This is a genomic window from Streptomyces racemochromogenes, assembly GCF_044129415.1.
In the GTDB taxonomy this organism is placed as follows: domain Bacteria; phylum Actinomycetota; class Actinomycetes; order Streptomycetales; family Streptomycetaceae; genus Streptomyces; species Streptomyces racemochromogenes_A.
The window spans coordinates 36,737-59,376 of record NZ_JBBDHD010000042.1; the positions used below are offsets into that span (position 1 = coordinate 36,737).

Below are 22,640 nucleotides of genomic sequence, written 5' to 3' on the forward strand. Positions count from 1 at the left end.
CGTACGTACGTCAGTACGTGTTACGTACGACCGATCGGGGGGTCAGGGTGTCTCAGGGGTGGAAGGCGCGGACGGCGCGCGGGCGGGGCGTGTCCCTCGGCGTGTTCGGGGCGGCGCTCTGGCTGGCCGTCGGCGGCGTGCTCACGGCGGCGCCGCAGGCGGCGGCCGCCGCCGGAGGCTGTCCGGGTGACCTGGTGCGGACGCTGCCGCTGCCGGGCGCCGAGGTGCGCGTGTACAAGAGCCGGACGCAGGTCTGCGCGGTGAACGTGGCCCTGCACCCCGGCGAGCGCCGCCACCTCGCGGTGAGCGTCCAGCCGCGCGGCGGGGTCCCCGTGGCTGATGCGGGACGATTCACCCGCTACGCGGGCCCCGTCACCGTCGGCGCGATCAGCCGATGTGTGTATGTAAGGGGGAGCGTCGCGGCCGGATCGGTGGAATCCGGCTGGATCCTGTGCTGACGCGGCGGCCCAACCGGTACTGTTCACAGGCGTGTTGACCCCGCTAGGTTCACGGCGACCACCAGTGGACCGAATGGGGAGAGTGCATGCGCAAGACGCTTGGCCGGCTGCTGCCGCTCACGGTGCTGATCGGCGCCTTCGGCCCGGTCGGCCTCACGGCTCAGGCGGCCACCGCCGCCGAGCCGGCCGCCACCGCGCCGACCACCGCCGGGCAGGGCACCACCGCGGACATCAAGGACCGGATCCTCGCCATCCCGGGCATGAGCCTGATCGAGGAGAAGCCGTACCCCGGCTACCGGTTCTTCGTGCTCACCTACGAGCAGCCGATCGACCACCGGCAGCCGTCGAAGGGCACCTTCAAGCAGCGCATCACCCTGCTGCACAAGGACGAGTCCCGGCCGACGGTGTTCTACACCTCCGGCTACAACGTCAACACCAACCCGCGCCGCGCCGAGCCGACGACCATAGTCGACGGCAACCAGGTGTCCATGGAGTATCGATTCTTCAACCCGTCCCGCCCCGACCCGGCGGACTGGTCGAAGCTGGACATCTGGCAGGCCGCCAGCGACCAGCACCGCATCTTCACCGCCCTGAAGAAGATCTACACCAAGAACTGGCTCGCCACCGGCGCCAGCAAGGGCGGGATGACGGCGACGTACTTCGAGCGCTTCTACCCCCGCGACATGGACGGGGTCGTCGCCTACGTCGCGCCCAACGACGTCGTCAACAAGGAGGACTCGGCCTACGACCGGTTCTTCACCAAGGTCGGCACCAAGGAGTGCCGCGACAAGCTGGCCGCCGTCCAGCGCGAGGCCCTGATCCGGCGCGAACCGCTGGAGGCCAAGTACAAGGAGGCCGCCGCCGCGGGCGGCTGGACCTTCAACACGATCGGCAGCATGGACAAGGCCTTCGAGGCCGTCGTCCTCGACTACACCTGGGCCTTCTGGCAGTACAGCCTGCTCTCCGACTGCGGAACCCTCCCGGACGCGAAGACCGCCACCGACCAGCAGATCTGGGACAGCGTCGACACCATCTCCGGCTTCTCGGCCTACACCGACCAGGGCCTGGAGACGTACACGCCGTACTACTACCAGGCCGGCACCCAGCTCGGCTCGCCCGACATCAAGCAGCCCTGGCTGAAGGGCCTGAGCCGCTACGGCTACCAGCCGCCGCGCAACTTCGTCCCGAGCGCCATCCCCATGACCTTCCAGCCGGGGGCCATGGCGGACGTGGACACCTGGGTCCGCAACAACGCCCACCAGATGCTCTTCGTGTACGGCCAGAACGACCCGTGGGGCGCCGAGCCCTTCCACGTCGGCTACGGGGCGACGGACAGCTACGTGATGATCGCGCCCGGCGCCAACCACGGGGCCAACGTGGCCAAGCTCCAGGACGGGGAGAAGGCCCTGGCCACCGCACGGATCCAGCAGTGGGCCGGAGTGGCCCCCGCCGCGAACCTGTTCGGCGCGCAGAAGGCCGCACCGCAGGCGGCGGCCCCGCTCGCCGCCCCGGACCCGGAGCTCGACCGGACCGACCTGCGCCGCGACTCCCTGCGGCCGTAGCGGTCCCCGCCGGGCCGCGGGCCGGGGTGCGTCAGTACTCCAGCCCGTGGCCCAGCGGATAGCGGCCCGGGACCGGGACCGGCAGGCGGCCCGACGGCCGCTCCGCCCCCGTCAGCACCCGGGCCGCCGCCCGCAGTTCCACGTCCGTCCAGGTGTACGTGGCCACCTCGGCCGCGCACCGCGGCAGCCTGGCCGGGTCGTACGGGTTGCGGACCGCCACCAGCACCACCGGGACGCCCGTCGCGACCAGGTCCGCCACGAGCGTGCGCTGCGGACCGTCCCCCTCCGGGACGTTGTACGTGCACACCAGCACCGCCGTGTTCCCCGGCGCGGCCGCCACCGCCCGCTCCGGGGGCAGGGCCTGCGCCCGGCAGCCCAGGGCCGTCAGCTCCCGCGCCAGGACCGCGGTGGGAGGCCCCGTCGTCCCCGTGGGGGAGGCCGGGTCGGCGCCGGTCACCAGCAGCCGCGGCCCGGCCGACGCGTCCAGCGGCAGCAGCCCGCGCGGGTTGGCCAGCAGCGTGGTCGTCCCCGCCGCGACCGCGTCGGCCGCCGCCAGGTGCTCCCGGGTCCCCACCACCGCGTCCACCCGTGCCTCGTCGGCGTACGGGTCCTCGAACAGGCCCCGGCGGGCCTTGACCTCCAGGATCCGCAGCACCGACTCCTCGACCCGCTCCCGGGTGAGCTCGCCCGACTGCACCGCCGCCAGCACGCTGCGGTACGCCAGCCCCAGGTCGGGGGCGTTCAGCAGCTGGTCGCAGCCCGCCTTGAGGGCCAGTACCGGCACCCGGTCGTCCCCGTACTTCTGGCGGACCCCCGCCATGTCGAGGGCGTCGGTCACCACCACGCCCCGGAAGCCCAGCCGTTCGCGCAGGATGCCGGTCACGATCGGCCGCGAGAGGGTCGCCGGGTCCCCCGAGGGATCGAGCGCGGGGAAGACGATGTGCGCGGTCATCACCACGTCCGCGCCCGCCTCGACCGCCGCCCGGAACGGCGGCTCGTCCAGCTCCTCCCACTGCGCGCGGCTGTGCCGCATCACCGGCAGCCCGACGTGGCTGTCGGTCTCGGTGTCGCCGTGCCCCGGGAAGTGCTTCGCCGTCGCCGCCACCCCCGCCCCCTGGTAGCCGCCCACCTGCGCGGCCACGAGTTCCGCCACCGCCTGCGGGTCGGATCCGAAGGAGCGGACGCCGATCACCGGATTGGCCGGGTTCACGTTGACGTCCGCCACCGGCGCGTAGTCCTGCCGGATGCCGAGGGCCGCCAGCTCGGCCCCCGCCACCCGGGCCGCCCGGCGGGCGTCGGCCGAGGACCCGCCCGCGCCGAGGGCCATCGCCCCGGGCAGCAGGGTCGCGGGCCGGCCGATCCGGGCGACGGCCCCGTGTTCCTGGTCGACGGAGAGCAGGAGCGGGATCCCGGCGCCCGAGCCGGCCGCGGCCCGCTGGAGGCCGTTGGACAGGGCGGCGATCTGGCGCGGGGAGCGGGTGTTGTGCGCCCAGGCGAAGTAGACGATGCCGCCCAGGTGGTAACGGGCCACCAGTTCGGCGGCGGTGCGCACGCCGAACTGGGCCCGGTTCAGCTCTGCGTCGGCCGGGTCGGGGTCGGTCGCCGAATGCCCGTACGCCCGCGACACGAACAGCTGCCCCACCAGCTCGGGCAGTTCCATCGACGCCACCAGGGCGCGCAGCCGCGCCGGGTCCGTGCGGCGGCCCGGGGGGCCTTCGGGGGATCGGGGGTCGTCCGGAGTGCGGTGGGAGCCCGAGGCGGACGCGGCGGCGCCCGCGGCCGTGGCTGCGGCCATGGCCGCGGCGGCGAGCAGGGCCCGGCGGGAGGCGTGGTACGGCACCCCCGGGACCCTACTCCCGCTCCGCGCCCCGCGCTGCCGGGACACTCGGCCCGTCCCCCGGAAGCAGGCCCGCCACGGCCGGCCAGTGCTCCCGGAGGGTGCGGACGGTCTCGGTGATCGCCGGGCGGCGGGAGGCACCCGTCCGCCACAGGGCGTACAACCGGCGTACGGGGACCGGCTCCAGGGGGACGGCCACCGCTCCCGGCGGCAGCGGGCCGGTGCCCAGCCGGGGCACGACCGCGATCCCGAGCCCGGCCGCGACGAGGGCGACGATGGTGTGGTTCTCCTCGGCCATGTGCGCGACGTCGGGCTCGAACCCGGCCGCCCGCAGGGTCCGCACCAGCCAGTCGTGGCAGACCCGCCCCGGCGGCTGGCACACCCACCGCTGCCCGCCGAGGTCCGCGCGGCGGACCACGGCCCGGGCGGTGAAGGGGTGCCCGGCCGGGACCACCAGGTCGCACCGGTCGTCCCCGATCAGCGCGTGCTCCACGCCCTCGGGGGCGGGCAGCGGGGCGATGTCCCAGTCGTGGGCGACCGCCAGGTCGGTGACGCCCCGGGCCACCAGGTCCACCGACAGGTGCGGGTCCACTTCCGTGAGGCGTACGTCCAGCGCCGGATGGCGGGCGGCCAGATCGGCCAGGACCCCGGGCAGCAGTCCGCGCGCGGCCGAGGCGAAGGCGGCCACCGTCAGCAGCCCGCCGGGCCGTCCGCGCCGCTCCTCCAGGGTGGTCTCGGCCCGCTCGACGATGGCCAGCAACTCCCGGGCGGTCTCGGCCAGGTGGCGGGCCTCCTCGGTGAGCGCGACCCCGCGCCCGCGCCGCTCCAGCAGGGTGGTGCGGGTCTCCCGCTCCAGCTTGCCGATCTGCTGCGAGACGGCGGAGGGGGTGTAGCCGAGGGCGGCGGCTGCGGCAGCCACGGAGCCGTGGACGGAGACGGCGTGCAGGGCGCGCAGCCGGGGCAGGTCGAGCATCCGGCCATCGTAGGGGGCCGGGGCGAGCATTCGTAAGGAATGCTTCATCCTTACCGGAAGACATGCGCGCTGGTGCTACATGGTGGGGGCGGCCGATCCTCGGGGCATGCGTCCCGTACACACCGCCCTCGCCGTCCTCGTCGCCGCCGTCTGGGGGTTCAACTTCGTCGTCATCCAGATCGGGCTCGGCCACTTCCCGCCGCTGCTGCTGTCCGCGCTGCGCTTCCTGGTCGCCGCGCTGCCGGCCGTGTTCCTCGTGGGCCGGCCCAGGGTCGCCTGGAAGTGGGTCCTGGGGGTCGGGGTGGCGCTGGGCATCGCGAAGTTCGGCCTGCTGTTCACGGGCATGGCCGCCGGGATGCCGGCCGGGCTGTCCTCGCTGGTGCTCCAGATCCAGGCCGTGTTCACCGCCGTCCTCGCCGCCGTCGTGCTGCGCGAGCGGCCCGGGCGGGTGCGGGTGCTGGGCATGGTCGTGGCACTGGCCGGGATCGCGGTCGCCGCCGCGGACACCGGCCTGTCCGGACCGGCGACCGGGTTCGCCCTGGTGGTGGCGGCCGCCGCCTGCTGGGGCGTGTCCAACGTCCTCACCCGCAGGGCGGCCCCGCCCGACGCGCTGAACTTCATGGTGTGGGTGTGCACCGTCCCCGTGGTGCCGTTGCTGGGGCTGTCGCTGCTGCTGGAGGGGCCCGACCGGGACCTGGCCGCGCTGCGCGCCCTGGACTGGTCCGGGGTGGCCGTCATCGGCTACGTCGCCTGGGTGTCCACGGTGTTCGGCTTCGGCGCCTGGGGCTACCTGCTGCGCCGCTACCCGGCCTCGGCCGTGGCGCCGTTCTCGCTGCTGGTGCCGGTGTTCGGGATGTCCTCGGCCGCGCTGGTGCTCGGCGAGCCGGTCTCGGGGCCGCGCTGGCTGGCCGCGGTGCTGCTGGTCGGCGGGGTCGGTCTGACCTCGCTGGCGCCGGCGGGCGGCAGGCGGGGTGCGGCGACGGCCGCGGGCGCTCCCGCCGGTGCGGTGGGGGCGGCCCGCTAGGGCCTGTCGTCAAACTCCCGTCGTCGCCCGCGGGGCAGCCGGGAGTTTGACGACAGGCCCGAGGGCGGGCCCCGCCGCCGCTATTTCCTGCCGCCGCCGAGGATCTGGCCCAGCAGGTCGCCGAGGCCGCCGCCCTCCGCGGGGGCGGCGCCGGAGGCCGGGGCGCCCGCGGTGGGCGCGCCCTTGCCGGAGGCGCGCCTGGCGAACACGGCCAGGACGACGGGGACCAGCATCTCGATGACCCGGGAGACGGTGGGGGCGGGGATGCCGGTCTTCTTCGACACCGCGTCGGCGACCGGCTTGCTCACCTTGCTCAGCACCCCGGCCATCATCCCGCCGCCGAGCAGGCCGCCGAGGCCGCCGCCGAGGGTGGCCACGCCCTGGAGGGGCGGCTGGGCCACCTCGGCGAACGCCTGGCGGACCTCGTCGTCCCCGCTTTCGGCCTTCTCCTGGAGGCCGCCGGTCATCGCGCCGACGGTCTGCGCGACGGTCTCGCGGGCGCCGTCGGTGTCGGTGCCGAGCACGCCGGCGATCTCCTGGAGTCCGTCGTCGCCGAGTTCGTGGATCACGTCGTCCTGGAAGGAAGATTCGCTCATGCCTGGAACGCTACGTGTGCGGGGATTTATCGGCATCTCAGAGCGACCTCCGGACCACCGTCGGTAATGGAAAGGTAAAGCTGTGATTCCGCATGCAACCCTCCGGGCCGCGTGGGGGTCGTATCTTGCGTCGGGACTTCCGGGGGGGATCCGGGGGGATCGGGAAGTCCGACGAGGGAGGGGTAACCGTGAGGGGGTCCGGCCGTGAGGCCGGACCCCCTTTCGTTTGTCCACAGGCCCGGCCCGCTGTCGGCGGGGGACGGTAGTTTCATGCCATGGCGAACAACGGGGCGGTGCAACACGCGGTGGTCGAGGGGGTGCTGGAGCGCATCACCTACGCCAACGAGGAGAGCGGCTACACGGTCGCCCGGGTCGACACGGGCCGCGGATCCGGAGACCTGCTGACCGTCGTCGGCTCGCTGCTCGGCGCGCAGCCCGGCGAGTCCCTGCGGATGGAGGGCCGCTGGGGCTCGCACCCCCAGTACGGACGCCAGTTCACCGTCGAGAACTACTCGACGGTCCTGCCCGCCACCATCCAGGGCATCCGGCGCTACCTGGGCTCCGGCCTGATCAAGGGCATCGGCCCGAGGATCGCCGACCGGATCGTGGAGCACTTCGGCCTCGACACCCTCGACGTGATCGAGGGTGAGCCGGAGCGGCTGATCGAGGTGCCGGGCCTGGGCCCCAAGCGGACGAAGCTGATCGGCGCCGCCTGGGAGGAGCAGAAGGCCATCAAGGAGGTCATGGTCTTCCTCCAGGGCGTCGGCGTCTCCACCTCCATCGCCGTCCGCATCTACAAGAAGTACGGGGACGCCTCCATCTCGGTGGTGAAGAACCAGCCGTACCGGCTCGCCGCCGACGTGTGGGGCATCGGCTTCCTCACCGCCGACCGGATCGCCCAAGCCGTCGGCATCCCGCACGACAGCCCCGAGCGGGTCAAGGCCGGGCTGCAGTACGCCCTGTCGCAGTCCGCCGACCAGGGCCACTGCTTCCTCCCCCAGGAACGGCTCATCTCCGACGGGGTGAAGCTGCTCCAGGTGGACACCGGGCTGGTCATCGAATGCCTGGCCGAGCTCGCCGCCGATCCGGAGGGCGTCGTACGGGAGGCCGTGCCCGACCCCCAGGGCGGCCCGGACCCGCTCACCGCCGTCTACCTCGTCCCCTTCCACCGCGCCGAACTGTCGCTGGCGGGCCAGGTCCGCCGGCTGCTGAACGCCGAGGAGGACCGGATGCCCGGCTTCCGGGACGTGGACTGGGAGAAGGCCCTCGGCTGGCTCGCCGGGCGGACCGGGGCCGCGCTCGCGCCCGAGCAGCGGGACGCGGTGCGGCTGGCGCTGACCCGCCGGGTCGCCGTCCTCACCGGCGGGCCGGGCTGCGGGAAGTCCTTCACCGTGCGCTCGATCGTGGAGCTGGCCCGGGCCAAGAAGGCCAAGGTGGTGCTCGCCGCCCCCACCGGCCGGGCGGCGAAGCGGCTCTCCGAGCTCACCGGGGCGGAGGCCTCGACCGTGCACCGGCTGCTGGAGCTCAAACCGGGCGGGGACGCCGCGTACGACCGGGACCGCCCGCTGGACGCCGATCTGGTCGTGGTCGACGAGGCCTCGATGCTGGACCTGCTGCTGGCCAACAAGCTGGTCAAGGCGGTGGCCCCGGGGGCGCACCTGCTGCTCGTCGGGGACGTCGACCAGCTCCCGTCGGTCGGCGCGGGCGAGGTGCTGCGGGACCTGCTCGCCGAGGGCGGGCCGGTGCCCGCCGTGCGGCTGACCCGGATCTTCCGGCAGGCCCAGCAGTCGGGCGTGGTCACCAACGCCCACCGCATCAACACGGGGGTGCCACCGCTCACCGACGGGCTGCCGGACTTCTTCCTCTTCCCCGAGGAGGACACCGAGGCGGCCGGCCTCCTCGCGGTGGACGTCGCGGCGCGCCGGATCCCCGCCAGATTCGGACTCGACCCGCGGCGCGACGTCCAGGTGCTGGCGCCGATGCACCGGGGTCCGGCCGGTGCGGGCCACCTCAACGCGCTGCTCCAGCAGGCCATCACCCCGGCCAGGCCGAACCTGCCCGAGAAGCGGTTCGGCGGCCGGGTCTTCCGCGTGGGTGACAAAGTCACCCAAATCAGGAACAACTATGAGAAGGGTGCCAATGGTGTCTTCAATGGCACCGTCGGTGTGGTGACCGCTCTGGACCCGGACGAGCAACGCTTGACGGTCCGTACGGAGGAGGACGAGGAGGTGGGGTACGAGTTCGCCGAGCTGGACGAGCTGGCGCACGCCTACGCCGTCACCATCCACCGCTCCCAGGGGAGTGAATATCCGGCGGTCGTGATCCCGGTCACGACCGGGGCTTGGACGATGCTCCAGCGGAACCTGCTCTACACGGCCGTGACCAGGGCGAAGAAACTCGTCGTCCTCGTCGGGTCACGCCGCGCCCTCGGGCAGGCGGTCCGTACGGTTTCCGCAGGCAGGAGGTTCACGGGGGTCGCGGCCAGGCTCGCCGGACGGATACCGGTGGGAAACATCACCTAAATGATCGATCATTCGGGTTCCCACAGGTGCCGCGGGCAGGGCAGGATGAGCAGGTTGACGGCACTCAGTGCCGCCAAAGAGACCAAAGGCCGACCCCGAGTGCACTCTCCTGCGCCAAATGGGGGAAGGTAGAGGCAGTCAGGGCACCTCGAAGAAGAGGCACTACGTCGGTGAGGGATGACGTGAGCGACAACTCTGTAGTACTCCGGTACGCGGACGGCGAATACACCTACCCGGTGATCGAGAGCACCGTCGGTGACCAGGGCTTCGACATCTCGAAGCTGAGGGCCCAGACCGGGCTCGTCACTCTGGACAGCGGCTACGGCAACACCGCCGCCTACAAGTCCGCGATTACCTACCTCGACGGTGAGCAGGGCATCCTGCGCTACCGCGGTTACCCGATCGAGCAGCTGGCGGAGCGCTCGACCTTCATCGAGGTCGCCTACCTTCTGATCAACGGTGAGCTGCCGACGGTCGACCAGCTCGCGTCGTTCCGCAACGAGATCACCCAGCACACCCTGCTGCACGAGGACGTCAAGCGGTTCTACGACGGCTTCCCGCGCGACGCCCACCCGATGGCCATGCTGTCCTCGGTCGTCAGCGCGCTGTCCACCTTCTACCAGGACAGCCACAACCCGTTCGACGAGAAGCAGCGCCACCTCTCGACGATCCGCCTGCTGGCCAAGCTCCCGACGATCGCGGCCTACGCGTACAAGAAGTCGGTCGGCCACCCGGTGGTCTACCCGCGTAACGACCTCGGTTACGTCGAGAACTTCCTGCGCATGACCTTCTCCGTGCCGGCCCAGGAGTACGAGCTCGACCCGGTCGTGGTCTCCGCGCTCGACAAGCTGCTGATCCTGCACGCGGACCACGAGCAGAACTGCTCGACCTCCACGGTGCGCCTGGTGGGCTCCTCGCAGGCGAACATGTTCGCCTCGATCTCCGCCGGCATCTCGGCCCTGTGGGGCCCGCTGCACGGTGGCGCCAACCAGTCCGTCCTGGAGATGCTCGAAGGCATCAAGAAGGACGGCGGCGACGTTGACGCCTTCATCCGCAAGGTGAAGAACAAGGAGGACGGCGTCCGCCTGATGGGCTTCGGGCACCGCGTCTACAAGAGCTTCGACCCCCGGGCGAAGATCATCAAGGCCGCGGCGCACGACGTCCTCTCGGCGCTCGGCAAGAGCGACGAGCTGCTGGACATCGCGCTCAAGCTGGAGGAGCACGCGCTCGCCGACGAGTACTTCGTCTCGCGCAACCTCTACCCGAACGTGGACTTCTACACCGGTCTGATCTACCGGGCCATGGGCTTCCCGACCGAGATGTTCACCGTGCTGTTCGCGCTCGGCCGCCTGCCCGGCTGGATCGCCCAGTGGCACGAGATGATCAAGGAGCCCGGCTCCCGCATCGGCCGCCCGCGCCAGATCTACACCGGCGAGGTCCTGCGCGACTTCGTCCCGGTCGAGGCCCGCTGAATCTGAGCCCCCAGGGCCCGGACACGCGAGAAGCGCCCCGCCGTCGATCCCCCCACGGGTCGACGGGCGGGGCGCTTCCCTTTCCCCGGCAGCGGATTCCCCCCACGGGACCCGCGCCGGGGCGTCGGTGTGTGCCGGGACCCGTTCGGGTCGGGAGGGCCGCTCAAAGCTTTCCCGAGGGCACGCGTCCCGGCCGGCGGATGCCGCGGACGTCCCCCAAGACCTCCGTGAAACATCCCCCAAGATGTTTCTGGCATCGCCCCATTAGACCTGGGACGACCCCGGATGGTTACGTTGCCATCACTGTGATCTGCGTCTCCAGTGAAGGAGTTGTGGAGGCTCCGGGGAGGGGCGTCCGCTAGCGGAACGAGCGCAGCCGCAGGCTGTTCGTCACCACGAAGACCGAGGAGAAGGCCATCGCGGCCCCCGCGATCATCGGATTGAGCAGGCCCGCCGCCGCCAGCGGCAGGGCCGCCACGTTGTAGCCGAAGGCCCAGAACAGGTTCCCCTTGATGGTGGCCAGGGTCCGGCGCGAGAGCCGGATCGCGTCGGCCGCCACCCGCAGGTCGCCCCGTACGAGGGTCAGGTCGCCGGCCTCGATGGCGGCGTCGGTGCCGGTGCCCATCGCCAGGCCCAGGTCGGCCCGGGCGAGGGCGGCCGCGTCGTTGACCCCGTCGCCCACCATGGCGACCGTGCGGCCCTCGGCCTGGAGCCGCTTGACCACGTCCACCTTGTCCTGCGGGAGCACCTCGGCGATCACCTCGTCGATGCCCACCTCGCGGGCCACCGTCTCGGCCACCGCCCGGTTGTCGCCGGTCAGCAGGACCGGGGTGAGGCCGAGCGCCCGCAGCCGGGCCACGGCCTCGGCACTGGTCGGCTTCACGGCGTCGGCGACGGTCAGCAGCCCCCGGGCCTCGCCGTCCCAGGCGACCAGCACGGCCGTGCTGCCGGCGGCCTCGGCGGCCGCCCGCGCCCCGGCGAGGGAGCCGGGCAGGGTGACGCCCCGCTCGGCCAGCATCCGTTCGCGCCCCACCAGGACGGTGCGGCCCTCGACCACGCCCCGCACGCCCAGCCCCGCGAGGTTCTCGAAGGACTCCGGGACCGGCAGGCCGCCCGCCGCCTCGGCGGCCTCGGCGGCACCGGCGGCGACGGCCCGGGCGATCGGGTGCTCGGAGGCGTGCTCCAGGGCTCCGGCCAGCCGCAGCAGCTCCTTCTCGTCCACCCCGTCGGCCGGGTGGACCCCCGACAGGGCCATCCGGCCCGTGGTCACGGTCCCGGTCTTGTCCAGGACCACGGTGTCCACGGCCCGCGTCGACTCCAGCACCTCCGGCCCCTTGATCAGGATGCCCAGCTGGGCGCCCCGGCCGGTGCCGACCATCAGGGCGGTCGGGGTGGCCAGGCCCAGCGCGCAGGGGCAGGCGATGATCAGGACGGCCACGGCGGCGGTGAAGGCGGCGGTGGCGTCGTCGGTGACCAGCAGCCAGGCGACCCAGGTCCCGAGCGCGAGCAGCAGCACGACGGGCACGAAGACGGCGGAGATCCGGTCGGCGAGCCGCTGCACCTCGGCCTTGCCGTTCTGCGCCTCCTCGACCGCCCTGGCCATCCGCGCGAGCTGGGTGTCGGCCCCGACCCGGGTGGCCTCCACGACGAGCCGGCCGGAGGTGTTGACGGTGGCGCCGGCGACGGTGTCCCCGACGGTCACCTCGGCCGGCACGGACTCCCCGGTCAGCATCGACGCGTCCACGGCGGAGCCGCCCTCGACGACCCTGCCGTCGGTGGCGATCTTCTCGCCGGGGCGGACGACGAACCGGTCGCCCGCCGCGAGGGAGGCCACCGGGATCCGCACCTCCCTGCCGTCCCGCAGGACGGACACGTCCTTGGCGCCGAGGTCCAGCAGGGCCCTCAGGGCCGCGCCCGCCTTCCGCTTGGAGCGGGCCTCCAGGTAGCGGCCGAGCAGGATGAAGGTGACGACGCCCGCCGCGACCTCCAGGTAGAGGGAGGAGGAGCCGTCGGCCCGCCGGACGGTCAGCTCGAAGCCGTGCCGCATGCCGGTCATGCCCGCGTGCCCGAAGAACAGGGCCCACACGGACCAGGCGTAGGCGGCGAGCGTGCCCACCGAGACCAGGGTGTCCATGGTCGCGGCGCCGTGCCGGACGTTGGTCCAGGCGGCCCGGTGGAAGGGGAGGGCGCCCCAGACCACGACCGGGGAGGCGAGCGTCAGACAGAGCCACTGCCAGTTGTCGAACTGGAGGGCGGGCACCATCGAGAGCAGGACGACCGGCAGGGCCAGCGCGGCCGACACCAGCAGTCGCTGCCGCAGCGCGGCGAGCACCGGGTCGGAGCCGTCCTGCGGCCCGGGCCCGGACTCCTCGTGCGCGGGCTCGGGCGGCGGGGGCTCCTCGGCCGTGTACCCGGTGCGGACCACGGTCTCGATCAGGTCGGCCACCCGCACGCCGTCGCCGTAGGAGACCCGCGCCTTCTCGGTGGCGTAGTTCACCGTGGCGCTGACCCCGTCCATGCGGTTCAGCTTCTTCTCGATGCGGGCCGCGCAGGAGGCGCAGGTCATTCCGCCGATGGTCAGCTCGACCTCGGCTATGGGCCCCTCGTGCACTGTGCTGCTGCTCATGTCCCGCTCCGGGGGAAGGGCCGGGCCGCACGGTCCAGTCGGGGCTGGCGGGTACGGCCCGGCAGGGTGCTGCGGAAGGAAGGAGAGCTCAGACCCGGCCGGCGAGCTCGTAGCCGGCCTCGTCCACGGCGGCGCGCACGTCCGCCTCGGCGAGCGGAGCGGCGGACACCACGGTGACCTCACCGGTGGCGGCGACGGCCTTGACGGAGGTGACGCCCGGCAGGGCGGTCAGCTCGGCGGTCACGGCGCCCTCGCAGTGCCCGCAGGTCATTCCGGTGACCTTGTACACGGTTTCCGTCACGGCGGTCATGTCGTTCTCCAATCAGGGGGTGTCTCTCTCTACCAGAGACTATACCCCTAGGGGGTATCAAGTCGTCATCCGGCACCCTTCCAGTGTGTGCCGGACGGGGTGGATCCGGCGGCCGGATCCCGCCGGACCCGGTCACTCCTCACGCCGGCCCCGGTTGCCCGGGCGGCGGGCCACCCAGGCGCGGATGGTGTCGGCGTACCAGTAGGGCTTCCCGCCCTCCACGTGGTCGGGGGCGGGAAGCAGCCCGTGCTTGCGGTAGGAGCGCACGGTGTCCGGCTGTACCCGGATGTGGGCGGCGATCTCCTTGTAGGACCACAGCTGACGGTCGCTCATCGGACGACACCTCCTCGTCCACGCTCCGGGGCCGGCCGGGAGGCCGTCGGGGGAGCCGGTGCGCGGACACTGACGATCACTCGCGTTGTGCCCGGAGAACGACGTCCGGTGGAGACGGGGGAGCGGCTGTGGGCCGCCTGTGACCGAAAACCCGCGTAATCCGGATATGTGTGACACGGGCGCGACTCCTGTGACAGACACGGCACAGGAGTCGCCCGGTGCATCCGGCGGCGGAGAGGGCGCTCAGCGGTAGAGCCCCGGCCGCTCCACCATCCGCACCTCGGTCCGTACGCCGCTGCGCGCGGCCGCGAGCCCCGCCTCCGCGACGGCGGCGGCCGCGTACCCGTCCCAGGCGTCCGGGCCGTCCACCCGGCCCCGCGCGGCGGCCGCCACCCACCGCCGCACCTGGCGGTCGTAGGCGTCCGCGAACCGGGTCGTGAAGTCCTGGGCGATCTCCCCGCCCCAGCGGCCGCCCGCCTCGACGACCATCGCGTGGCCGTCGCCGATGCGGGCGCTGCCGGACTCCCCGACCGCCTCGCACCGCACCTGGTAGCCGAACCCGCAGTTGACGAAGATCTCCACGTCCACGATCGCCCCGCCGGAGGTCTCCAGCAGCACCAGCCGCGGGTCGCTCAACCCCTCGGGGGCCGCCGAGGACGGCCGCGGCGACAGCACGGTCACGGCCGTGACCTCCTGCCCCAGCAGCCAGCGGGCCGCGTCCACCTCGTGCACCACCGAATCGCCGATCAGCATGTCGCTGGTGAAGAAGGACGGCGAGGCGGCATTGCGGTGCCGGCAGTGGAGGAAGAGCGGCCGGCCGATCCCGCCCGCGTCCAGCAGCTCCTTGAGCCGCTCGTACTCGGCGTCGAACCGCCGCATGAACCCCACCTGCACCAGCCGCCGGCCCAGTCGCCGCTCCGCCTCCAGCACCCGCAGCGCCCCCTCCGGATCCGGGGTCAGCGGCTTCTCGCAGAGCACCGGCAACTCCCGCTCCAGGGCGAGCAGGATCGCTTCTTCATGGGCGGGGCCGGGCGAGGCGATCAGTACGGCGTCCACCCCGGGAGCCGCCGTCGCCGCGGCCGGATCCGTGAACGCCGCCGCGCCCTCCACCCCCGCCGCCACCGCCTTGACCCGCTCCGCGTCCGGATCGGCGACGGCCACCACCCGCGCCCCGCCGACCGTCGCGCCGATGCGCCGGACGTGGTCGGCGCCCATCTTCCCGGTGCCGATGACGGCGATGCCGAGCGTGTTCATCGTTCCTCTGCCTCCAGGGTCTGCCGGGGTCTGCCGGGGTCTGCGAGGGGTCCGCCGGGGTCAACGGGCGCCGCAGGCACGCAGGTAGGCGCGGGTGCGCCGGGCGATCGGCAGCGGACGGTCCGGCGGGCACGGGTACATGTCCTGCTCCACGATCGCGAACAGCTCCACCCCCAGCCGCTGCGCCGCCGCCAGCACCGGCTCCAGCGCCGGCACCCCCGACGGCGGCTCGCACATCACCCCACGCTCGACGGCCGGCCCGAACGGGAGGCCGTCGGCCACCACTTCGGCGAGGACCCGCGGGTCCACCTGCTTGAGGTGCAGGTAGCCGATCCGCTCGCCGAAGGCCTCGATCGCCTCGACGCTGTCCCCGCCGCAGTACGCGTAGTGCCCGGTGTCCAGGCACAGGGACACCGACTCCGGGTCGGTGGCGTCCAGGAACCGGGCCACGTTCTCCGGGGTGTCCACATGGGTGTCCGCGTGCGGGTGGACCACGATCCGCAGCCCGTACCGCTCGCGCACCTCACGGCCCAGGCGTTCGGTCTGGGTGGTCAGTTCACGCCATTGGGCGGGGGTGAGGACCGGATCCTCCAGCATCCCGCCCGTCTTGTCGTCGCGCCAGAACGACGGGATCACCACCAGGTGCTCCGCGCCCGTGTCCCGGGTGAGCGCGGCGATCCGCGACACGTGCTCCCACGTCTGCTCCCAGACGGCGGGTCCGTGATGGAGTCCGGTGAAGACGGTGCCGGCGGACACCCGCAGGCCCCGCCTGGCGGTCTCGTCGGCGAGCCGGGCCGGATCGGTGGGCAGGTAGCCGTAGGGGCCGAGCTCGATCCACTCGTACCCGGCCTCGGCCACCTCGTCGAGGAACCGGTCCCAGGGGACCTGGAGCGGATCCTCCGGGAACCAGACACCCCAGGAGTCCGGAGCCGAACCGACACGGATACGGGTCAACGCGGGCGGGGAGGAGGTCATGACGGCCACCTTAGGGTGCGAGGTCCGAGGGGAAAGGGAGGACGAGTGCGAGTGGGAGGAGTACCCGGCGTGAGCACGGGGGACGCAGGGGGCGCAGCCGCGGACGGGGCCGCGTACGACCTCATCACGATGGGGCGGATCGGGGTGGATCTCTACCCCCTGAAGACGGGGGTACCGCTGGCGGAGGCCGACACCTTCGGGAAGTTCCTCGGCGGCTCGCCGGCCAACGTCGCCGTCGCCGCCGCCCGCCTAGGGCGGCGCACGGCCATGATCAGCCGGACCGGCGCCGACCCCTTCGGGGCGTACCTGCGCGCCGAGCTGCGGGGGTTCGGGGTCGACGACCGGTGGGTGGGGGAGGTGGCGCGCCACCCGACGCCGATCACCTTCTGCGAGGTCTTCCCGCCGGACCGCTTCCCGCTGTACTTCTACCGGCTCCCCAAGGCGCCCGACCTGGAGATCGAGCCGGACGAGATCGACCGGGAGGCGGTGCGGGACGCGCGGGTGTTCTGGATGACCGGTACGGGACTGAGCGCCGAGCCGAGCCGCGCCGCGACCCTGGCCGCGCTGGAGGCCCGCTCGAAGTCCGGGACGACCGTCTTCGACCTCGACTGGAGACCGATGCTGTGGGACGAAGGATCGCCGCGGCCCTGGTACGAGCGGGCGCTCGCACTGGCGACGGTGGCCGTCGGGAACGCGGAGGAGTGCGAGGTCGCCACCGGCGAGAGCGAGCCGTACGCGGCGGCGGGGGCGCTGCTCGCGGCCGGGGTGGAGCTGGCGGTGGTCAAACGGGGCCCGGAAGGGGTGCTGGCGGTCCACCGGGACGGGACGGCGGTGGAGGTGCCGCCGGTGCCGGTGACGGTGGTCAACGGGCTCGGCGCGGGCGACGCGTTCGGCGGGGCCATGTGCCACGGGCTGCTGGCGGGCTGGGAACTGGAGCGGGTCCTGCGGTACGCGAACGCGGCCGGGGCGATCGTCGCCTCGCGGCTCGCCTGTTCCACGGCGATGCCGTTCGCGCACGAGGTGGAGGAGGTTCTGGAGTCGTGCCGGTGAGCGTGTCACACACGATGGAGTGGACGAGGCTGCGCGTCCTCGACCTCGCGCCGGGGGAGGTGTACGCGCACGAGTGCGGTGAGGCGGAGTGGATCGTCCTCCCGCTGAGCGGAAGCTGCGAGGTCCGCTGCGCGGAGCCCTCACCCACGGCGTCCGAGCGCACCGGGCGTGCGGAGCCCGCAACGGGGTCCGGGGACGGAGCCCCCGACGGGGTCCGGGGCGGAGTGCCGGTTCCGGGAAGGGACGGCGGGGGGGAGGGCCCCGCAGGGATCTTCCGGCTGCGCGGCCGGAGCGGGGTGTTCGCGGGGCCCACCGACTTCGCGTACGTGCCGCGGGACGCCCCCGCCGAGATCGCCTCCGCCGGCGGCGGCCGGTTCGCCCTCGTGGGGGCCCGCTGCGAGCGGAGGCTGCCGCCCCGGTACGGGCCCGCCGCGGACGTGCCCGTAGAGCTCCGCGGCGCAGGCCGGTGCTCGCGCCAGGTGCACAACTTCGCCGCCGCCGACGCCTTCGACTGCGACCGGCTCATCGCCGTAGAGGTGCTCACCCCCGGCGGGAACTGGTCCTCGTACCCGCCCCACAAGCACGACGAGCACCACCCGGGAGAGGAATCCCGCCTGGAGGAGATCTACTTCTACGAGATCGCCCCGCACGACGGCACACCCGGCGTCGGCTACCAGCGCGTCACGCCCTCGCCCGCGGGGAAGACCGACGTGCTCGCCGAGGTCCGCTCGGGTGACGCCGTCCTGATCCCCGACGGCTGGCACGGCCCGTCCATCGCGGCTCCCGGCCACGACATGTACTACCTGAACGTGATGGCCGGCCCGGACGCGACGCGCGAGTGGCTGATCCGCGACCATCCCGACCACGCCTGGATTCGCGGGACGTGGGCGGGGCAGGAAGTCGATCCCAGGCTGCCGCTGAACCGGCCCGCACCCCGCCCCGAGGAGACACCGTGACCGCGCCGCGCAGCGTCCGGCTGACCACCGCCCAGGCGCTCGTACGCTTCCTGGGCCGCCAGTACACCGAGCGCGACGGCCGCCGGCAGCGGCTGATCGCCGCCACCTGGGGGATCTTCGGGCACGGCAACGTCGCCGGCGTCGGGCAGGCCCTGCTGGAGAGCGGGCCCGCCGCCATGCCCTTCCTCCAGGGCCGCAACGAACAGGCCATGGTGCACGCCGCCGTCGGCTACGCCCGCCAGCGCGGACGGCTCTCCGCGCACGCCGTGACCACCTCCATCGGGCCCGGCGCGACCAACCTCGTCACCGGGGCCGCCCTCGCCACCGTCAACCGGATCCCGGTGCTCCTGCTGCCCGGGGACACCTTCGCGACCCGGCCCGCCGACCCGGTGCTGCAGCAGCTGGAGGTCCCGTACGCGGGCGACGTGTCCGTCAACGACACCCTGCGGCCCGTCTCCCGCTACTTCGACCGGATCACCCGCCCCGAGGCCCTGGTCCCCGCCGCCCTCCAGGCGATGAGGGTGCTCACCGACCCGGTGCAGACCGGCGCCGTCACCCTCGCGCTGCCGCAGGACGTGCAGGCGGAGGCGTTCGACTGGCCCGAGGAGTTCTTCGCGGAGCGGGTGTGGCACGTACGCCGCCCCCGCCCCGACACCGACGGGCTGCGGGCCGCCGCCGAGGCGGTACGGGCGGCCCGCCGGCCCCTGCTGATCGCCGGCGGCGGCATCCGGCACAGCGGGGCCGAGGAGGCGCTGCGGGCCTTCGCCGAGGCCACCGGCATCCCCGTCGCCGCCACCCAGGCCGGCAAGGGCGCCCTGCGCCACGACCACCCCGCCGAGGTCGGCGCCGTCGGGCACACCGGCACCGCCACCGCCGACGACCTGGCCCGCGCGGCCGACCTGGTCATCGCGGCCGGGACCCGGCTCACCGACTTCACCACCGCCTCCTCGACCCTCTTCCAGGGCCCGGGCGTCCGCTTCCTCGGCCTCAACCCGGACCCGTACGACGCCCACAAACAGGCCGCGCTCCCCCTGGTCGCGGACGCCCGCGAGGGCCTGGACGCCCTGCGCGCGGAGCTGGCGGGCCACCGGGTGGACCCCGCGTACGAGCAGGCGTACCGCAAGGCCAAGGCCTCCTGGGAGGCCCTGGTCGACCGGGCCTTCGACGCCCCCGACGAGGACGCCGTCCCCACCCAGGCGCAGGTGCTCGGCGCCCTGGACGCCGTCGTCGACGACACCGACGTGATCGTCAACGCGGCCGGCTCCCTCCCCGGCGACCTCCACCGGCTCTGGCGGGCCCGGTCGGCGTACCAGTACCACGTGGAGTACGGGTACTCCTGCATGGGCTACGAGATCCCCGGCGCCCTCGGCGTGGCCCTCGCCGCGCCCGACCGGCCGGTGTGGGCGCTGGTCGGGGACGGCTCGTACCTGATGAACCCGACCGAGCTGGTCACCGCCGTCCAGGAGTGCGTCCCGCTCAAGGTGGTCATCCTCGACAACCACGGCTACGCCTCCATCGGCGGCCTCTCGGACGCGGTCGGCGGCGAGGGCTTCGGCACGGCGTACCGCTTCCGCGGGCCCGGCGGCGCCTACACGGGCGACCCCCTTCCGGTGGACCTCGCGGCCAACGCCGCCTCCCTCGGAATGGCCGTCATCCGCACCCACACCATCGGTGACCTGCGAAAAGCCCTGGCCGAGGCGCGCGGCTCCGACCGTCCCACATGTGTCTACGCGCAGACCCGAACACCCGACACTGTGTCGGGCCCGCCCCCGGCACAGGCGTGGTGGGATGTTCCCGTGGCCGAGACCGCGACCCGTGCGTCGGCGGCCCGGGCCCGCGAAGAGTACGACCGGCAAGCCGCGCAGCGACGTCGCCATCTGTGAAGGAGCAAGCATGAAGACCGTCAACCACTGGATCGGTGGCAAGACCGTCGAGGGCGCGTCGGGCAACTACGGCCCGGTCACCGACCCGGCCACCGGCGAGGTCACCACGCAGGTCGCCCTCGCCTCCGCCGAGGAGGTCGACGCCGCGGTGCAGGTCGCCAAGGAGGCCTTCCTGTCCTGGGGCCAGTCCTCGCTGGCCGCCCGCACCAAGGTGCTGTTCGCCTACCGCGCCCTGCTGGACGCCAACCGCGACGCGATCGCCGAGCTGATCACCGCCGAGCACGGCAAGGTGCACTCCGACGCGCTGGGCGAGGTCGCCCGCGGCCTGGAGATCGTCGAGCTGGCCTGCGGGATCACCACGCAGCTCAAGGGCGAGCTGTCGACGTCCGTCTCCAACCGCGTGGACGTGGCCGCCATCCGCCAGCCGCTGGGCGTGGTCGCGGGCATCACCCCGTTCAACTTCCCGGCGATGGTGCCGATGTGGATGTTCCCGCTGGCGGTCGCCTGCGGCAACACCTTCGTCCTCAAGCCCAGCGAGAAGGACCCGTCGGCCGCCAACAAGCTGGCCGAGCTGGCCACCGAGGCCGGGCTCCCGGCGGGCGTGCTGAACGTCGTCCACGGTGACAAGGTCGCCGTCGACGCCCTCCTCGCCCACCCCGACGTCGCCGCCGTCTCCTTCGTCGGCTCCACGCCGATCGCCCGCCACATCCACACCACCGCCTCCGCCAACGGCAAGCGCGTGCAGGCCCTGGGCGGCGCCAAGAACCACATGCTGGTCCTGCCCGACGCCGACCTGGACGCCGCCGCCGACGCGGCCGTCTCCGCCGCCTACGGCTCCGCCGGCGAGCGCTGCATGGCCATCTCGGCGGTCGTCGCCGTCGGCGCCATCGGCGACGAGCTCGTCGAGAAGATCCGCGAGCGCGCCGAGAAGATCAAGATCGGCCCCGGCAACGACCCGGCGTCCGAGATGGGCCCGCTGATCACCGCCGCCCACCGCGACAAGGTCGCCTCGTACGTCAAGGGCGCCGCCGACCAGGGCGCGGAGGTCGTCCTCGACGGCACCGGCTACACCGTCGACGGCCACGAGAACGGCCACTGGATCGGCCTGTCCCTCCTCGACCACGTCAAGACCGACTCCGACGCCTACCGCGACGAGATCTTCGGCCCGGTGCTGTGCGTGCTGCGCGCCGAGACCTACGAGGAGGGCGTGGCCCTCATCAACGCCTCGCCGTTCGGCAACGGCACCGCGATCTTCACCCGCGACGGCGGCGCGGCCCGCCGCTTCCAGCTGGAGATCGAGGCGGGCATGGTCGGCGTCAACGTGCCGATCCCGGTGCCGGTGGGCTACCACTCCTTCGGCGGCTGGAAGGACTCGCTCTTCGGCGACCACCACATCTACGGCAACGACGGCATCCACTTCTACACGCGCGGCAAGGTCGTCACCACCCGCTGGCCCGACCCGTCCGAGGGCCACGCCGGCGTCGACCTCGGCTTCCCCCGCAACCACTGACGCCCTCCACCCCGGATCCGCGCGAACCCCCGGCCCACCCTCACCGGCCGGGGGTTCGCGCTGTCGACGGGGCGCGCGGGCCCCGTCGTCAACGGGCCGCGCCTGCCTGCCGCCGGCGGTCAGTGCGTGCCCGCGAGGTCCGGGGCGGGCCGCCGCTGCGGCCCGGGCGCCCGGCGGCGCCGGCGCAGCACGAGGAGGACGAGGGCGGCGCCCGCCAGCAGGAGCAAGGTGCCCGCGGCGGGCCAGGGGACGGCCAGGAAGGCCGTGCCGCCCGCGGCGTCCAGGTCCGGGTAGGCGGCGGCGCGCGCCGTGACCCTGACGCTCACCCGGTCCAGCTGGGGGGAGTCCGGCCAGGGTTCGGTCAGGGTGATCCGCTGGCCGGGCAGCAGCGCCGGCTGGGGTCCCCGGGCGGGCCGGTCCAGCACCCGGCGCCCGAACAGGCCCCGCGCGGACACCGCCACCTTCGGCTCGACCACCACGTTGCCGCGGTTGACGAGGGTGTAGGTGACGGTGGCGCGGGCCTGCTTCGTCCAGGGCAGCAGCGGGGCGCCGCGGCTGACCCGTACGTCCTCCACGTCGAGGGCCGGGGTCAGCGGGCCCGGCACCCTCAGGTACAGCCGCGCGCCCACCTGGCGCTGCACCCCGACCTGCACCCTGCCGTCACGCTGGACACCCTCGACCTGCGTGTTCAGCGCGACGATCCCGCCCACGTGGTCGCCCGGGGCCGCGTCCTGGGGGACCTTCACCGTGAACGGGATGTCCTTGCGCCCCTTGGGCGGGACGGTGACGGTGCCCGCGGCGTCGGGCGGCAGCGCGATCCAGGCCCCGACGTCCCGCGGCCTGCTCTCGACGGGGAGGAGGGCGAAGGCCCCGCCCGACGGGGTGTTCACGGCGTCGGCGGCGAAGACCCGGAAGGTGAGCTCCTTGTCGGAGGAGTTCAGGATCGTCACGCTGTCCCCGATGGCGGACCCGGCGGCGCCCTGGTGGAAGAAGTACGCCCGGTCGGTCGTCGCCGCACCGGCCGGCGGCGTCGGGAACACCCCCCAGGTGCCGTTGTCCGCGGCCACGGCCGGGCCCGGGGGGAGCAGCAGCAGCCCGCACAGGCCGAGGAGCAGGGTGCGCAGGACGGTCGTGCGCGGGCGCATGGGCGGTCTTCTCCAGGGGTCGCGGCGTCAGGGGCGGGAGAACGCGAGGGGTGGGGGGGGGGGGGGGGGGGCCGCCCCCCGCGACCCGGGTCTGCGCGTAGACCCGGGGGGCGTTGGCCTTGATGTCCTTGACGAAGCCGGGCGAGCCGGGGCC

At 73.4% G+C, this 22,640-nt stretch carries 18 protein-coding genes; 9 read left to right on the forward strand and 9 right to left on the reverse strand.

What is annotated here, in order from left to right; genetic code table 11:
* Positions 1-89 precede the first annotated feature (89 nt).
* Both WDV06_RS17975 and WDV06_RS17980 read left to right on the forward strand, forming a co-directional pair.
* Positions 90-458, forward strand: a complete 369-nt coding sequence (locus WDV06_RS17975; protein ID WP_395510764.1) for a hypothetical protein — start codon at positions 90-92, stop codon at positions 456-458.
* 86 nt (positions 459-544) lie between these two features.
* Positions 545-2,020 carry an aminopeptidase gene (locus tag WDV06_RS17980; protein WP_395510765.1) on the forward strand — a complete coding sequence of 492 codons (1,476 nt, stop codon included), beginning with the start codon at positions 545-547 and terminating at the stop codon, positions 2,018-2,020.
* Positions 2,021-2,051: 31 nt separating this feature from the next.
* Here WDV06_RS17980 and WDV06_RS17985 read toward each other — a convergent pair whose 3' ends face one another.
* Both WDV06_RS17985 and WDV06_RS17990 read right to left on the reverse strand, forming a co-directional pair.
* Positions 2,052-3,815, reverse strand: a complete 1,764-nt coding sequence (locus WDV06_RS17985) for a glycoside hydrolase family 3 protein (RefSeq protein WP_395510780.1) — start codon at positions 3,813-3,815, stop codon at positions 2,052-2,054.
* Positions 3,816-3,870: 55 nt separating this feature from the next.
* A complete protein-coding gene (locus WDV06_RS17990) occupies positions 3,871-4,830 on the reverse strand; it encodes a LysR family transcriptional regulator (RefSeq protein ID WP_395510766.1) in 960 nt (319 codons plus the stop codon).
* Between the two features lie 106 nt (positions 4,831-4,936).
* Here WDV06_RS17990 and WDV06_RS17995 point away from each other — a divergent pair, with 106 nt between their 5' ends.
* Complete coding sequence (locus tag WDV06_RS17995; protein WP_395510767.1) at positions 4,937-5,854, forward strand: EamA family transporter; 918 nt, start codon at positions 4,937-4,939, stop codon at positions 5,852-5,854.
* 80 nt (positions 5,855-5,934) lie between these two features.
* Here the strand turns inward: WDV06_RS17995 and WDV06_RS18000 are convergent, their stop codons facing one another.
* Positions 5,935-6,450, reverse strand: a complete 516-nt coding sequence (locus tag WDV06_RS18000) for a DUF937 domain-containing protein (RefSeq protein ID WP_395510768.1) — start codon at positions 6,448-6,450, stop codon at positions 5,935-5,937.
* Positions 6,451-6,725: 275 nt separating this feature from the next.
* Between WDV06_RS18000 and recD2 the strand changes: the two genes are divergently transcribed.
* The gene (recD2, locus tag WDV06_RS18005) at positions 6,726-8,972 is read left to right on the forward strand and encodes an SF1B family DNA helicase RecD2 (RefSeq protein ID WP_395510769.1); all 2,247 of its coding nucleotides are present in this window, start codon (positions 6,726-6,728) and stop codon (positions 8,970-8,972) included.
* A 182-nt stretch (positions 8,973-9,154) separates the two neighbouring features.
* The gene (locus WDV06_RS18010; protein ID WP_042820327.1) at positions 9,155-10,444 is read left to right on the forward strand and encodes a citrate synthase; all 1,290 of its coding nucleotides are present in this window, start codon (positions 9,155-9,157) and stop codon (positions 10,442-10,444) included.
* Positions 10,445-10,802: 358 nt separating this feature from the next.
* On the opposite strand, the gene WDV06_RS18015 is transcribed toward WDV06_RS18010, so the two are convergent.
* The 5 genes from WDV06_RS18015 to WDV06_RS18035 form a co-directional block, all read right to left on the reverse strand.
* On the reverse strand, positions 10,803-13,070 hold the full coding sequence (locus WDV06_RS18015; protein ID WP_395510770.1) for a heavy metal translocating P-type ATPase: 2,268 nt from the start codon (positions 13,068-13,070) through the stop codon (positions 10,803-10,805).
* Positions 13,071-13,158: 88 nt separating this feature from the next.
* Positions 13,159-13,380 carry a heavy-metal-associated domain-containing protein gene (locus tag WDV06_RS18020; protein WP_395510771.1) on the reverse strand — a complete coding sequence of 74 codons (222 nt, stop codon included), beginning with the start codon at positions 13,378-13,380 and terminating at the stop codon, positions 13,159-13,161.
* A gap of 132 nt (positions 13,381-13,512) precedes the next feature.
* A complete protein-coding gene (locus tag WDV06_RS18025) occupies positions 13,513-13,713 on the reverse strand; it encodes a helix-turn-helix transcriptional regulator (protein ID WP_358896182.1) in 201 nt (66 codons plus the stop codon).
* Positions 13,714-13,956: 243 nt separating this feature from the next.
* Positions 13,957-14,967 carry a Gfo/Idh/MocA family protein gene (locus WDV06_RS18030; RefSeq protein WP_395510772.1) on the reverse strand — a complete coding sequence of 337 codons (1,011 nt, stop codon included), beginning with the start codon at positions 14,965-14,967 and terminating at the stop codon, positions 13,957-13,959.
* A gap of 60 nt (positions 14,968-15,027) precedes the next feature.
* Positions 15,028-15,942 (reverse strand): sugar phosphate isomerase/epimerase family protein, encoded by a 915-nt coding sequence (locus WDV06_RS18035; protein ID WP_395510773.1) that lies wholly within the window; start codon positions 15,940-15,942, stop codon positions 15,028-15,030.
* A gap of 129 nt (positions 15,943-16,071) precedes the next feature.
* Here WDV06_RS18035 and iolC point away from each other — a divergent pair, with 129 nt between their 5' ends.
* The 4 genes from iolC to WDV06_RS18055 are packed head-to-tail and all read left to right on the forward strand — an operon-like array spanning position 16,072 to position 21,341.
* The gene (gene iolC / locus WDV06_RS18040; protein WP_395510781.1) at positions 16,072-16,992 is read left to right on the forward strand and encodes a 5-dehydro-2-deoxygluconokinase; all 921 of its coding nucleotides are present in this window, start codon (positions 16,072-16,074) and stop codon (positions 16,990-16,992) included.
* A 14-nt stretch (positions 16,993-17,006) separates the two neighbouring features.
* Entirely contained in the window at positions 17,007-17,948 is a 942-nt protein-coding gene (iolB, locus tag WDV06_RS18045) for a 5-deoxy-glucuronate isomerase (RefSeq protein ID WP_395510782.1), read from the forward strand.
* Complete coding sequence (iolD, locus tag WDV06_RS18050; protein WP_395510774.1) at positions 17,945-19,831, forward strand: 3D-(3,5/4)-trihydroxycyclohexane-1,2-dione acylhydrolase (decyclizing); 1,887 nt, start codon at positions 17,945-17,947, stop codon at positions 19,829-19,831. Before iolB ends, iolD begins: the two co-directional genes overlap by 4 nt.
* 10 nt (positions 19,832-19,841) lie before the next feature.
* Positions 19,842-21,341 carry a CoA-acylating methylmalonate-semialdehyde dehydrogenase gene (locus WDV06_RS18055; protein WP_395510775.1) on the forward strand — a complete coding sequence of 500 codons (1,500 nt, stop codon included), beginning with the start codon at positions 19,842-19,844 and terminating at the stop codon, positions 21,339-21,341.
* 119 nt (positions 21,342-21,460) lie between these two features.
* On the opposite strand, the gene WDV06_RS18060 is transcribed toward WDV06_RS18055, so the two are convergent.
* Positions 21,461-22,486: a WxL protein peptidoglycan domain-containing protein gene (locus tag WDV06_RS18060; RefSeq protein ID WP_395510776.1), complete on the reverse strand. Its 1,026-nt coding sequence runs from the start codon at positions 22,484-22,486 to the stop codon at positions 21,461-21,463.
* Positions 22,487-22,640 lie beyond the last annotated feature (154 nt).

What these genes read in the sequence shown, in the direction of transcription:
- iolB (WP_395510782.1), top strand. Translation starts at nt 17,007, where the DNA reads ATGGAGTGGACGAGGCTGCGCGTCCTCGACCTCGCGCCGGGGGAGGTG.
- WDV06_RS18025 (WP_358896182.1), bottom strand. Translation starts at nt 13,713, where the DNA reads ATGAGCGACCGTCAGCTGTGGTCCTACAAGGAGATCGCCGCCCACATC.
- WDV06_RS18055 (WP_395510775.1), top strand. Translation starts at nt 19,842, where the DNA reads ATGAAGACCGTCAACCACTGGATCGGTGGCAAGACCGTCGAGGGCGCG.
- WDV06_RS18060 (WP_395510776.1), bottom strand. Translation starts at nt 22,486, where the DNA reads ATGCGCCCGCGCACGACCGTCCTGCGCACCCTGCTCCTCGGCCTGTGC.
- WDV06_RS18020 (WP_395510771.1), bottom strand. Translation starts at nt 13,380, where the DNA reads ATGACCGCCGTGACGGAAACCGTGTACAAGGTCACCGGAATGACCTGC.
- WDV06_RS17990 (WP_395510766.1), bottom strand. Translation starts at nt 4,830, where the DNA reads ATGCTCGACCTGCCCCGGCTGCGCGCCCTGCACGCCGTCTCCGTCCAC.
- iolC (WP_395510781.1), top strand. Translation starts at nt 16,072, where the DNA reads ATGGGGCGGATCGGGGTGGATCTCTACCCCCTGAAGACGGGGGTACCG.
- WDV06_RS18015 (WP_395510770.1), bottom strand. Translation starts at nt 13,070, where the DNA reads ATGAGCAGCAGCACAGTGCACGAGGGGCCCATAGCCGAGGTCGAGCTG.
- WDV06_RS18000 (WP_395510768.1), bottom strand. Translation starts at nt 6,450, where the DNA reads ATGAGCGAATCTTCCTTCCAGGACGACGTGATCCACGAACTCGGCGAC.
- WDV06_RS18030 (WP_395510772.1), bottom strand. Translation starts at nt 14,967, where the DNA reads ATGAACACGCTCGGCATCGCCGTCATCGGCACCGGGAAGATGGGCGCC.
- recD2 (WP_395510769.1), top strand. Translation starts at nt 6,726, where the DNA reads ATGGCGAACAACGGGGCGGTGCAACACGCGGTGGTCGAGGGGGTGCTG.
- WDV06_RS17980 (WP_395510765.1), top strand. Translation starts at nt 545, where the DNA reads ATGCGCAAGACGCTTGGCCGGCTGCTGCCGCTCACGGTGCTGATCGGC.
- WDV06_RS17995 (WP_395510767.1), top strand. Translation starts at nt 4,937, where the DNA reads ATGCGTCCCGTACACACCGCCCTCGCCGTCCTCGTCGCCGCCGTCTGG.
- WDV06_RS17985 (WP_395510780.1), bottom strand. Translation starts at nt 3,815, where the DNA reads ATGGCCGCAGCCACGGCCGCGGGCGCCGCCGCGTCCGCCTCGGGCTCC.
- WDV06_RS18035 (WP_395510773.1), bottom strand. Translation starts at nt 15,942, where the DNA reads ATGACCTCCTCCCCGCCCGCGTTGACCCGTATCCGTGTCGGTTCGGCT.